The organism is Streptomyces sp. NPDC043996 (assembly GCF_056435225.1).
Window position 1 is genome coordinate 173,781 of sequence record NZ_JBWKEY010000001.1, and the last position, 11,698, is coordinate 185,478.

The 11,698-nt window shown below is 73.4% G+C and carries 13 protein-coding genes; 6 read left to right on the forward strand and 7 right to left on the reverse strand.

Annotated elements, in window-relative coordinates; genetic code table 11:
* Position 1: 1 nt before the first annotated feature.
* The 6 genes from AC07A4_RS00820 to AC07A4_RS00845 form a co-directional block, all read right to left on the reverse strand.
* Complete coding sequence (locus tag AC07A4_RS00820; protein WP_478592817.1) at positions 2–1,258, reverse strand: HD-GYP domain-containing protein; 1,257 nt, start codon at positions 1,256–1,258, stop codon at positions 2–4.
* On the reverse strand, positions 1,255–2,688 hold the full coding sequence (locus tag AC07A4_RS00825) for an HD-GYP domain-containing protein (RefSeq protein ID WP_478591106.1): 1,434 nt from the start codon (positions 2,686–2,688) through the stop codon (positions 1,255–1,257). Before AC07A4_RS00825 ends, AC07A4_RS00820 begins: the two co-directional genes overlap by 4 nt.
* 221 nt (positions 2,689–2,909) lie before the next feature.
* Positions 2,910–3,209 (reverse strand): mycothiol system anti-sigma-R factor, encoded by a 300-nt coding sequence (rsrA, locus tag AC07A4_RS00830; protein ID WP_478591108.1) that lies wholly within the window; start codon positions 3,207–3,209, stop codon positions 2,910–2,912.
* The gene (gene sigR / locus AC07A4_RS00835; protein WP_478591110.1) at positions 3,206–3,880 is read right to left on the reverse strand and encodes an RNA polymerase sigma factor SigR; all 675 of its coding nucleotides are present in this window, start codon (positions 3,878–3,880) and stop codon (positions 3,206–3,208) included. The genes rsrA and sigR overlap by 4 nt, the downstream gene beginning before the upstream one ends.
* 221 nt (positions 3,881–4,101) lie before the next feature.
* Positions 4,102–4,785 (reverse strand): alpha/beta hydrolase family protein, encoded by a 684-nt coding sequence (locus AC07A4_RS00840; RefSeq protein ID WP_478591112.1) that lies wholly within the window; start codon positions 4,783–4,785, stop codon positions 4,102–4,104.
* Between the two features lies 1 nt (position 4,786).
* Positions 4,787–5,602, reverse strand: coding sequence for an SOS response-associated peptidase (locus AC07A4_RS00845; protein WP_478591115.1), 816 nt, complete (start codon positions 5,600–5,602; stop codon positions 4,787–4,789).
* A gap of 49 nt (positions 5,603–5,651) precedes the next feature.
* Between AC07A4_RS00845 and AC07A4_RS00850 the strand changes: the two genes are divergently transcribed.
* The 4 genes from AC07A4_RS00850 to AC07A4_RS00865 all read left to right on the forward strand — a co-directional run bounded on the left by AC07A4_RS00850 (position 5,652) and on the right by AC07A4_RS00865 (position 9,445).
* The gene (locus AC07A4_RS00850; RefSeq protein ID WP_478591117.1) at positions 5,652–6,374 is read left to right on the forward strand and encodes a M50 family metallopeptidase; all 723 of its coding nucleotides are present in this window, start codon (positions 5,652–5,654) and stop codon (positions 6,372–6,374) included.
* Between the two features lie 149 nt (positions 6,375–6,523).
* Positions 6,524–7,870, forward strand: a complete 1,347-nt coding sequence (gene aroA / locus AC07A4_RS00855; RefSeq protein WP_478591120.1) for a 3-phosphoshikimate 1-carboxyvinyltransferase — start codon at positions 6,524–6,526, stop codon at positions 7,868–7,870.
* A gap of 15 nt (positions 7,871–7,885) precedes the next feature.
* Positions 7,886–8,896: a ribosome small subunit-dependent GTPase A gene (rsgA, locus tag AC07A4_RS00860; RefSeq protein ID WP_478591123.1), complete on the forward strand. Its 1,011-nt coding sequence runs from the start codon at positions 7,886–7,888 to the stop codon at positions 8,894–8,896.
* A 225-nt stretch (positions 8,897–9,121) separates the two neighbouring features.
* Entirely contained in the window at positions 9,122–9,445 is a 324-nt protein-coding gene (locus tag AC07A4_RS00865; protein ID WP_391884446.1) for a DMT family transporter, read from the forward strand.
* A 97-nt stretch (positions 9,446–9,542) separates the two neighbouring features.
* Here the strand turns inward: AC07A4_RS00865 and AC07A4_RS00870 are convergent, their stop codons facing one another.
* Positions 9,543–10,148: a TetR/AcrR family transcriptional regulator gene (locus tag AC07A4_RS00870; protein ID WP_478591126.1), complete on the reverse strand. Its 606-nt coding sequence runs from the start codon at positions 10,146–10,148 to the stop codon at positions 9,543–9,545.
* Between the two features lie 146 nt (positions 10,149–10,294).
* On the opposite strand from AC07A4_RS00870, the gene hisN reads away from it, so the two are divergent.
* Both hisN and AC07A4_RS00880 read left to right on the forward strand, forming a co-directional pair.
* The gene (gene hisN / locus AC07A4_RS00875) at positions 10,295–11,092 is read left to right on the forward strand and encodes a histidinol-phosphatase (protein ID WP_478591129.1); all 798 of its coding nucleotides are present in this window, start codon (positions 10,295–10,297) and stop codon (positions 11,090–11,092) included.
* Positions 11,093–11,299: 207 nt separating this feature from the next.
* Positions 11,300–11,695 (forward strand): CBS domain-containing protein, encoded by a 396-nt coding sequence (locus AC07A4_RS00880; protein WP_478591132.1) that lies wholly within the window; start codon positions 11,300–11,302, stop codon positions 11,693–11,695.
* Positions 11,696–11,698: the final 3 nt, after the last annotated feature.

Genomic DNA, 11,698 nt, shown 5'->3' on the forward strand with positions numbered 1-11,698 from the left:
CTCAAACGCCGGACGGGCTTGTACCCGTCAAGGCTCGGGCCAGGGCCTCCACCACCTCCGGCTGGTACTCGCGGCCGGTCGCCAGCCGCAGTCGTGCCAGGGCGGCCAGTGGCCCCTGGGGTCCGTGTTCCCGCGCCATCTCGTCGTACGCGTTCGCGGTGCGGACGATACGGGCGGTGAGCGGCTGCTCGCGGTACGGATCGGCCTGGCGTTCCACGACGACGGCGACCGCGGCGGCCACCCCGGTCTGGCGGACGACCGCGCCGCCGAGCAGGGCGATGCGGCGCTGCTCGGCCTCGGGCAGCGCCGCCGTGGCGCCCGCGGGCACGGGGTCGACGAGGGAGAGCTGCCCGATGTCGTGCATCAGCGCCGCGTACTCCAGGACCGTGAGGTCGGCCCCGCCGAGCCCGAGCTCGCGGCCCATGGCGCGGCTGAGGTCGGCGACGCGGCGGGCGTGGCCCGCGGGGGTGTACCCGGCGATCTCGGTGGCGCGGGCGAGCGACGCGATGGTCTGCCGGTAGGTGGCGCGCACGGCGGCGTAGCGCCGCACGGCCAGCTGGGTGAGCAGCAGCGGGCAGCTGAACACGGGCAGCGCCCACAGCCCCGCCACGGCCACGGCGAGCGCCATCACGGCGCCGGTCGCGCACACGGCGGAGCCGATGCCGGGCACCCGCCGCAGCTCGTCCCGCAGCAGCGGCCCGAACGGCCACCCGGTGCGGGCGTGCGCGAGGGCGGCGGCGAGGACGGCGTCGCACAGCGCGGTGAGCGCGAGCAGCGCCACCACGGCCGCCGCGTACCGGGCCCCGTGTCCCGTACGCCCCGACGGCGCCCCGGAGTGGTACAGCGGCTGGAAGCACACCGCGGCGAACGTGACCGTGAGGACCCGGCGGGCCATGCGGTCGGGCGCGGGCCCCCGGCCGACCGCGACGTAGGGCACGGCGGCGACGAGCCCCGCCGCGACCACGACGGCGACCACCTGGAGGACGCCGTGGTGCGTCGCCCGGCCGCCGCTCTCGCCGAGCAGGGCGTACGCGAGGGCGCCCGCGGCCCCCAGCGGAGCCGGTTCCCGCTCACCCCCGCCGCCCCACCTGGCCAGCTCCCCGACGGCTATGAGCACCCCGAAGGCGAGGGCCAGCGAGGGCTCGCGCACGCCGTGCCACAGGGTCGCGGCGAGGGCGACGGCGGCGATCAGCAGGGCGGCGCACCGGATGCCCGCGGCCGCGGCGGCCGCGCGCCGGCCGCCGCCGGGCGCGGTCACCACCCGGCCGGCCCGCGCGCCACGGACGCCCCGGCGGCCCGCGCACCCGCACCACCGCCTGCGCCACCGCCCGCGCCACCGCCCGGGGCCCCGGCCACGTCCCGGCCGCCCCAGCCGTCCCACCCGCACCCCATGTCCTCAGCCGTGACGTTTCCCCCGGCTCCCCCGCCCTCGGCCGCGGTCGTGGCCATGCTCTCGGTGGCCCAGCCGCAGCGGTCGAGCGCGCGGGCCAGGGCGGCGACCATGGCGGGGTCGAACTGCGCCCCGGCACAGCGCTCCAGCTCGGCCACCGCGGCCTCGACGGGGCGGCCCTGCCGGTAGGAGCGGGTGGACGTCATGGCGTCGAAGGCGTCGGCGACGGCCACCACCCGCGCGCACTCCGGGATCTGGGAACCCGCGAGACCGTAGGGGTAACCGCTTCCGTCGATCCGTTCGTGGTGGTGCAGGATGGCCGCCCGCGCCTCCCCGAGGAAGCCGATGCCCCGCACCATCTCGTGCCCGTACTCGGGGTGCAGCTCGATCACGCGCCGCTCCTGCGGGGTCAGCGGTCCCTCCTTGCGCAACAGCCGGGTGGGGACGCCGAGTTTGCCCACGTCGTGCAGGATTCCGGCGAAGCGGAGCACCTCCACGCGCTCGTCGTCCATGCCGAGTTCGCGCCCGATCAGGACCGACGCGCGGCCGACCCGCTCGCTGTGGCCGCGGGTGTAGCGGTCCTTGATGTCGACGGCCTGCACCAGCGCGCGGATCGTGGCCTGGTGGGCGGAGCGCTCGCGGTGGTACTGGGCGAACACCCAGCAGGAGACGCCCATCGGAAGGAGCACCAGGAGCGCGGCCAGCGGGCCGTACCTGCTGTTCCACAGGACGGCCATCATCAGCCCGGCGAGCCCGTGCACGGCGACGGGCGCGAGCGGCGGCGCCGCGCGCCAGGCCCGCCGCGGCGGCACCCGCTCCGCCGTCGCCAGGATGCCGCCGTCGAGGGCGGCGAGCGCCAGGGCGAAGCAGAGCACGGCGGCCCCGGCAGGCAGCAGCACGTAGGGAAAGTCGGGCGGCGCCGACGCCGCCGCGGGCCCGCCGAGCGCGGCGTACGCCTGCCCCGACGCCCAGGCGGCGAGGGCGAGTTGGGACGCGCGCCAGGTCCGGCGCAGCCACCGGGGGCGCCGTTCGACTCGGGCGAGGAGGGCGCCGGGGACGGCGACGAGCGCCGCCGCGGCGGGCGGCAGCAGGAACACCCCGGCGAGCAGCACGGGGTAGAAGGCGGGCGCGGCGGGCCCGAACCGGTCGACGACGCGCTCCCCGCACGCGTACAGGAGCGCGAGCGGCGCGAGGACCGTCCAGGGGGTGCGGGGTCCGGCCGCGGGCAGGGCGCAGACGGCGCCACCGAGCGCGGCGCACAGGACGTAGCCGCGGGCCCACACCGGCACCGACCGCATAAGCCATCTCCTCCCGATCCAGGTCGGGAGATTAGAACGGGGGCGCGGGACCCCAGCGCTCGCGGCCGCTAATTAGCACCTTCGAGTGAGAAAGGGGGGAAGAAAGAAAGAGAAACGTTCAACTAATGTGTGAACGGCCTTCTCCAGCGGCACGTGCCCGGCGGTCGGGGCGGCCGACGCGGCCCCGGGGCGGCCGGGCGCGAGACCCGGCACCGCACCGCTCAGGAACCAGGGGCCAGGTCCACGTCCTGGTCCGGCACGGCCTGGCCCGAGCGGATCAGGTCGATCCGCCCCATCACCTTCGCGCGCAGGTCCGCGGGCACGTCGTCCTGCCCGCAGCAGCGCTTGACCAGCTTCTTCACCGCCTGCTCGAGGCCGTACTTCTCCAGGCAGGGAGAGCACTCCTCGAAGTGCGTCTCGAACTTGGTGCAGTCGCTGTCCGGCATCTCGTGGTCGAGGAACTCATAGAGATGGTCCAGGACCTCACTGCAGTCAGTCTCGTGCGGCTCTCCGCAGCTCATGAGCCCGAGCCTTTCGCTTCGTTCGACTCTCCGGCACCGGCCGGGACCAGGCCGCGGTCGCGCGCGTAGTCCTCGAGCATGCCGCGGAGTTGGCGGCGGCCGCGGTGAAGACGGGACATCACCGTACCGATGGGTGTACCCATGATGTCCGCGATCTCCTTGTACGCAAAGCCCTCTACGTCCGCGAGATAGACGGCGATGCGGAATTCCTCGGGAATCGCCTGCAGCGCGTTCTTCACGTCGGAGTCCGGCAGGTGGTCGAGGGCCTGGGACTCGGCCGAGCGCAGTCCGGTGGACATGTGCGACTCGGCGCGCGCCAGCTGCCAGTCCTCGATCTCCTCGGCGGCGCTGCGCTGGGGCTCGCGCTGCTTCTTGCGGTACGAGTTGATGAACGTGTTCGTGAGGATGCGGTACAGCCAGGCCTTGAGGTTGGTGCCCTCGCGGAACTGGTGGAACGACGCGTACGCCTTCGCGTAGGTCTCCTGCACCAGGTCCTCCGCGTCCGCGGGATTGCGCGTCATGCGCAGCGCCGCCGAGTACATCTGGTCGAGGAACATCAGCGCGTCCCGCTCGAAGCGGGCCGTGCGCTCCGCGGCCGTCTCCTCGGGACGCTCCGGCTGCTCGGAGTGACCGTGCTCAGTCCCTGCGTCGGTCCCAGTGACCGGACCCACCTCCTCCAACGACGTGGCGGGGCCGTAAGCGGTCCCACTGGTTTCGGAGGATAGACGACGACCCGCTTTGCGCGCCGCTCGAATAGAGGCCGCCTTGGGTGCGCTCAGCACGCTCCACTCCAGGTCAGAGGCGTTGGAGCGGTCCGGGCAGATGGTCGTTCCCATGCGGCGGTCTCCCTCTCGTACGAACCCTGTTTGCGTTCCGTACGCGAGAACAGTCGTCACACCCTCAACATTCCCGACGGGCCCGCCCACGCGGCGACGGCGTCCGTGATCCGGCTCACTGCCTCCTCCTGGCCGATGCCTGCCCGCTTGGGCACGGCGAAGGAGTGGTCGCCGAAGGGGATCTCGACGAGGTCGTACGAGCCGCCCTCGGGGAACTCGGCGGGCTTGCCGAAGGGGTCGTTGCCGCCCTGGACGACGAGGGTGGGCACCCCGGCGCCGAGCAGTTCGTCAGCGCGGGACTTCTCCGGCCTGCCCGGCGGGTGCAGCGGGAAGCTCAGCGCGAGCACGGCGGCCGCGCCGAGCTCGGTGGCCGTGCGGCAGGCGACGCGGGCCCCGGCGCTGCGGCCGCCCGCGATCACGGGCGGTCCTGGCTTCGCGAGGGCGGGCCACACGCCGCGCCAGCCGGTGTCGAGCGTCTTCGGCGCGGGCGCCACCTTCTTCCCCGCGACCCGCCAGGGCTGCTCCACCAGGGCGACGGTCACGCCGTGCGCGGGCAGGGCGGCGGCGATGGCCGCGAGGTCCCTGGCCTCGATGCCGCCGCCCGCCCCGTGGCTGACGGCGAGCACGAAGCGCGCCTTCTTCGCCGGGTGCCAGGTGATCCGGGCGGCGCCGGCGTCGGTCTCGACGAGCTCGCTGTGGGTCTCGCCGCGGCTCTCGCTGTGCGTCTCACTGTGCGTCACGTCAGAAGAGTGTGCCCTCTTCGGGGCCCTCCAGCTCCTTCAGGAGCTCCGGGCCGTTGTTGCGGACGTTGCTGACGGCCGTCGACACCGGGTACGCGCGAAGGAGCCCGGCGGGCGGCGGCTCCAGGAGCGTGCGCAGGTCCTCCACGTCGGTGCGCGCCGGGTCCAGCCAGGCGTCCCAGCGGTCGGGGGTGAGCATCAGCGGCATCCGCGGGTGGATGTCCGCGAGCGACTGGGGGCCTTCCTCTGGGGCGGCGGCCAGCGGCGTGGTCTCCGCCTCCGTGGTGATCACCGAGCACGTCACCCACCAGGCCAGCGGGTGCTCGTCGGGCAGCGTGCGGTCCCGCCAGAACTCGTACAGGCCCGCCATCGCGAACACCGAGCCGTCGGCGGGCAGCACGAAGTAGGGCTGCTTGCGGGGCCGCTTCTTCTTGCCCTCGACCTCCAGGTCGCGCTCGGCGGCGGCGGTCACCCACTCGTAATAGCCGTCGGCGGGCAGGACACAGCGGCGGGCGGCGAAGGCGCGGCGGTAGGAGGGCTTCTCGTGCACCGTCTCGGCGCGCGCGTTGATCATCCGCGCGCCGCCCTCCGGCGTCTTCGCCCAGGACGGCACGAGTCCCCACTTCAGCTTGCGCAGCTGACGAACCGGACGTTTGTCCTCGGCGTCCTTAAGGGGGCGGTCGAGGACGGCGTAGACCTCTTTCGTGGGAGCGACGTTGTAGTCCGCCTCCAGCGCCTCTTCCGGCTCCCACTTCTCGATCTCAAAGACTCCTGCGAGATCCTCGGGCCTACGACTCGATGCATACCGTCCGCACATACGTGCCACACTGCCACGCCGTGGCCGACGACAGGGAGCCAACCGAGCAATGCACACCATCGCTTCCGCCAGCCTGAGCGACCTGTGGGACCGCGTCGTCGGCACGCAGTCCGCGCCCGACCGGTGGCTGGTGATCGCCGCCGGTGTCGTGGCCCTGGCCGCCGTCGTCCCGCACGGGGTGTGGCGCCTGGCCCGCAACGCCATCACCATCGCCCACGAGGGCGGCCACGGCCTGGTGGCCCTGCTGACCGGCCGCCGCCTCGACGGCATCCGGCTGCACTCCGACACCAGCGGCCTCACCGTCAGCCGCGGCAAGCCCACCGGGCTCGGCATGATCCTGACCGCCGCCGCGGGCTACACCGCGCCCCCACTGCTCGGCCTCGGCGGCGCGGCGCTGCTCTCCCAGGGGCACATCACGGCCTTCCTGTGGCTCGCCACGGCCCTGCTCGCGGCGATGCTGGTGATGATCCGCAACGCCTACGGGGCGCTCACCATGGTCGTGGCGGGCGGCGCGTTCCTGGTCGTCTCCTGGCTGGCCAGCACCGACGTACAGGCGGCCTTCGCGTACGCCGTGGTGTGGTTCCTGCTCCTCGGCGGCGTGCGGCCCGCCTTCGAACTCCAGGCGAAGCGGCGGCACGGCGGCGCCGGGGACTCGGACGCTGACCAGCTGTCGCGCCTGACCCACGTTCCGGCCGGAATGTGGCTGTTCCTCTTCCACGCCGTGTCGCTGTGCTCGCTGATAGGCGGAGGCCGCTGGCTGCTCACCACGTGAGGGGGCGGGCGGGGCCCGCCCGACATCTTCGGGCCACCCCGCCGACACCCGTCCGTAGCGCCGTGCTCCCTACCACTTCTCTGGTTCGCCTGGATTTCACCACTTTTGATCAAGATCTGCGGTCGTCGCCAACCACTAAAGTGAAGGACATGACCGTGAACCCGACGCACACCGCCCTCTGGCCCGCCCCGCACGCGAGCGGAGCCGTCGCCGCGACGGTCCACGTGCCGGGCTCCAAGTCGGTCACCAACCGCGCCCTCGTCCTGGCCGCCCTCGCCGCCGAGCCCGGCTGGCTGCGCCGCCCCCTGCGTTCGCGGGACACGCTCCTGATGGCCGCGGCCCTGCGCGCCATGGGCGTCGGCATCGAGGAGACGGTGTCCTCGTCCTCCAGCTCCGCCGGGGCGGGCGGCCCCGACGGCTCCGGCGAGGCCTGGCGCGTCATCCCCTCGGGCCTGCACGGCCCGGCCACGGTCGACGTGGGCAACGCGGGCACCGTGATGCGCTTCCTGCCGCCGGTCGCCACGCTCGCCGACGGCGCCATCCGCTTCGACGGCGACGCCCGTTCCTACGAGCGCCCCCTGCACGGCGTGATCGACGCGCTGCGCTCCCTGGGCGCCCGCATCGACGATGACGGGCGCGGCGCGCTGCCCCTGACCGTGCACGGCGGCGGCGCCCTGGACGGCGGCCAGGTCTCGATCGACGCCTCGTCCTCGTCCCAGTTCGTGAGCGCCCTGCTGCTCTCGGGCCCCCGCTTCAACCAGGGCGTGGAGGTGCGGCACGTGGGCGGCGCCCTGCCCTCCATGCCGCACATCCGCATGACGGTCGACATGCTGCGCTCGGCGGGCGCGCAGGTGGACACCCCGGAGGCGGGCGGCGAGCCGAACGTGTGGCGGGTCACCCCCGGCGCGCTGCTCGGCCGCGACCTGACGGTCGAGCCCGACCTGTCCAACGCCCAGCCGTTCCTGGCCGCGGCCCTGGTCACCGGGGGCCGCGTGACGATCCCGGACTGGCCCACGCGCACCACCCAGCCCGGCGACGCGCTGCGCCAGCTGTTCACCGAGATGGGCGGCTCCTGCGAACTGACCGAAGCGGGCCTCACCTTCACCGGCTCAGGCTCGGTCCGCGGCATCGACGCCGACCTCAGCGAGGTCGGCGAGCTGACCCCGGGCATCGCGGCCGTCGCCGCCCTCGCCGACTCCCCCTCCACCCTGCGCGGCGTCGCCCACTTGCGCCTGCACGAGACGGACCGCCTGGCCGCGCTCACCAAGGAGATCAACGAGCTGGGCGGTGACGTCACCGAGACCGCCGACGGCCTGCACATCCGCCCGCGCAAGCTGCACGGCGGCGTCTTCCACACCTACGACGACCACCGCATGGCCACCGCGGGCGCGATCATCGGCCTCGCCGTGCCGGGCGTACAGATCGAGAACGTGGCGACGACGGCGAAGACGCTGCCCGACTTCCCCGAGCTGTGGTCCGGGATGCTCGGGAACTGACGGGCGATCACGATCATGCGCCGCTACGGCAAGAACCCGGACGAGGACGACATCCGCGTCCGCCCCAACCGCAAGGGCAACCGCCCGCGCACCCGCATCCGCCCCAAGCACGAGGACGCCGCCGACGGCATGGTCCTCACCGTCGACCGGGGCCGCCTCACCTGCCTCGTCGACGGCCGCGCCGTCATCGCGATGAAGGCCCGCGAACTGGGCCGCAAGGCCGCCGTGGTCGGTGACCACGTCGGCATCGTCGGCGATCTGTCCGGCAAGAAGGACACCCTCGCCCGGATCGTCCGCATCGAGGAGCGCACCTCGGTGCTCCGCCGCACCGCCGACGACGACGATCCCTACGAGCGCGTGGTCGTCGCCAACGCCGACCAGCTCGCGATCGTCACCGCCCTCGCCGACCCCGAGCCGCGCCCCCGCATGATCGACCGGTGCCTGGTCGCGGCGTACGACGGCGGGCTCTCCCCGCTGCTCGTCCTCACCAAGTCCGACCTGGCCCCGCCGGACAAGCTCCTGGAGCTGTACGGCGACCTGGACATCCCCTACGTCGTCACCAGCCGCGAGGAGCTGGAGAGCGGCACCGCCGTGCAGCGCGTGCGCGCCGAACTCGACGGCAAGGTCACGGCGTTCGTCGGCCACTCCGGCGTCGGCAAGACCACCCTCGTGAACGCGCTCGTCCCCGACGACCTGCGGCGCACGACGGGACATGTGAACGCGGTGACCGGGCGCGGCCGCCACACCACCACCTCCGCCCTCGCGCTGCCGCTGGGCGGCGGCGACGGCTGGGTGGTCGACACCCCGGGCGTGCGCTCCTTCGGCCTGCACCACGTCGACCCCTCGCGCGTCATCCACGCCTTCCCCGACCTGGAGCCCGGCACGGAGAACTGCCCGCGCGCGTGCAGCCACGACGAGCCGGACTGCGCCCTGGACGCCTGGGTCGCCGAGGGGCACGCCGACCCCGCCCGCCTCTACTCACTGCGCAGGCTCCTGGCCACGCGGGAGCGCCGCGACGGCGACTGAGCCGCCTCCGGTTCCCGCGGCGCGGGTCCGTCCCCGCGCGGCCTGGCACCCGTGCCCGCGGGCCCTGGCCTCCGATCGCGTGCCGTCTCCCGCGAGGGTGACCCGATCTTCGCGTTGTTTACGCCTGGGGCCCGCAGGTAAGTGCATAATCGCACCAAGATTGTTCCAAGCTTTGGCGAAGCAGTCACGGAACGTACGGGTCGTACGGACGCGGGAGGCACAACCATGGCGTGGCTGCTGGTCATCGTCGCCGGAATCCTCGAGACGGGCTTCGCGGTCTGCCTGAAGCTGTCGCACGGCTTCACCCGGGTCTGGCCCACCATCGCCTTCGCCTGCTTCGCCCTCGGCAGCTTCGGCCTGCTCACGCTGGCCCTGAAGAAGCTGGACGTGGGTCCGGCGTACGCGGTGTGGACGGGCATCGGCGCCGCGGGCACGGCCATCTACGGCATGATCTTCCTCGGTGACCTGGTCTCCACGCTCAAGATCGTCTCGATCTCGCTGGTGATCGTCGGCGTCATCGGCCTCCAGCTGTCGGGCTCGGCGCACTGAGGCCCACTGAGGTCACTGAGGTCACTGAGGCACGCTAAGGCACGCGGCCCTCTGCCCGGCGGCCCGCTGAGCACCCGGAACCCGGAGCCCCGCCCCGTCACCGGCCGACCGCGCCCGCGACCACCCGCCGTACCAGCTGGACCGAGTCCTCGTCACGCGCCGCGGGCGCCACGACGAACGACAGTGCCACCCGCACCGCGCTCTCGCAGGCCCGCGCCAGGTCCTCCGTCTGCGAGGGGCGGCCCCGCTCGACCAGGGCGGCCATGGCCCGGTCGCGGACCTGGGCGAGCAGTTCGGCCGGGGCCGGAACGCCGGCGTCCGCGCGGCGCTGCGCGGGCACCGGCGAACTGGACACCGCCGCCCGGCTCGGCGCGGGCAGGCGCTCGCTCCAGAAGCCGGTGAGCACCGCCCGCACCAGGACGTTCTCCCGCGCGGCGCCGATGGTCCAGGCGCTCACCGCGGCGAGCCGGTCCACGGGGTCGCGGGCCTGGGCCAGCGCCCGCTCCACGCCCCGCAGATAGGCGTCCGTCTCACGCCGCAGCAGGGCCCGCGCCAGACCGTCCTTGCTGCCGAACTCGTTGTACAGGGTCTGCCGGGAGACCCCGGCGACCGCCGCCACGTCGACCATCCGCACGCCCGCCCACGGCCTGCGGGCCAGTGCGGTGTACGCCGCGTCGAGCAGAGATTCCCGCGCTGCAGGCATGGTCGCCTCCCGCTGCCCCGGGCCGAGCGGCCCTTGCGGTTCTGCTCGTCAGAGTTGACGTGCCCGACAGCACTGTCAAGGGTTCCGGCGGGCGGCGCCCGATACGCGCTGTGGCTCGCGCGAAACGGGATCGATACTGTTCATCCATGCCCGACTACCACGATGATCTGCGTCTCGCCCATGTCCTCGCGGACGCCGCCGACGCCGCGACCATGGCCCGGTTCAAGGCCCTCGACCTGAAGGTCGAGACCAAGCCGGACATGACGCCGGTCAGCGAGGCCGACAAGGCCGCCGAGGAACTGATCCGCGGCCAGCTCCAGCGCGCCCGCCCGCGCGACGCCATCCTCGGCGAGGAGTACGGCATCGAGGGCACGGGCCCGCGCCGCTGGGTCATCGACCCCATCGACGGCACCAAGAACTACGTGCGGGGCGTGCCGGTCTGGGCCACGCTCATCTCCCTCATGGAGGCGGGCGAGGGGGGCTATCAGCCGGTGGTCGGCGTGGTCTCCGCGCCCGCGATCGGCCGCCGCTGGTGGGCGGCGAAGGGCAGCGGCGCGTTCACCGGCCGCAGCCTGTCGTCGGCGACGCGGCTGCGGGCGTCGAAGGTGTCCAGGCTCCAGGACGCGTCGTTCGCGTACTCCTCGCTCAGCGGCTGGGAGGAGCAGGGGCGCCTGAACGGCTTCCTCGACCTCACGCGCGCCGTCTGGCGCACCCGTGGCTACGGCGATTTCTGGCCGTACATGATGGTCGCCGAGGGCTCGGTCGACCTGTGCGCGGAGCCCGAGCTGTCCCTGTGGGACATGGCGGCGACGGCGATCGTGGTGACGGAGGCGGGCGGCCGCTTCACCGGCCTCGACGGCAGGCCGGGCCCGCACAGCGGCAACGCGGCGGCGTCGAACGGCCTGCTCCACGACGACCTGCTCGCCTATCTGAACCAGCGCTAGCGCGCCTTCGGGCGCGCGAACGGGGCGCGCCCGCTCGCCGCGCGCCCGCCGAACTGACCGCACGCACCCCCTTGTTGGCGTTCCGCTTCGCTGCGACTCTGAGAGTTCCCCCACTTGTGAACTTGTGAATCCTTTCTCTTGGCAATGCCGCTCCCTACTGGAGGCATGCCAAGGACAAAGGGATCGCCAAGGAGGTGGCTCACGCCCATGCTCGTCCGCGACGCCATGAGCACGTTGGTCCTCACCATCGGCCCCGCCCACACCCTGCGCCAGGCCGCCAGGCTGATGTCGGCGCGCCGCGTCGGCGCGGCCGTCGTCCTCGACCCCGACACCTACGGACTCGGCATCCTGACCGAGCGCGACGTCCTCAACTCCCTCGGCCTCGGCCAGGACCCCGACCGCGAGACCGCGGGCGCGCACACGACGACGGACATCGTCTTCGCGACGCCGTCCTGGACCCTGGAGGACGCCGCGGACGCCATGTCGCACGGCGGGTTCCGGCATCTGGTCGTCCTCGACGGGGACGAGCCGGTGGGCATCGTCTCCGTGCGCGACATCATCCGCTGCTGGGCACCGAGCCGCCGCCCGACGACGGTGGCCTGAACA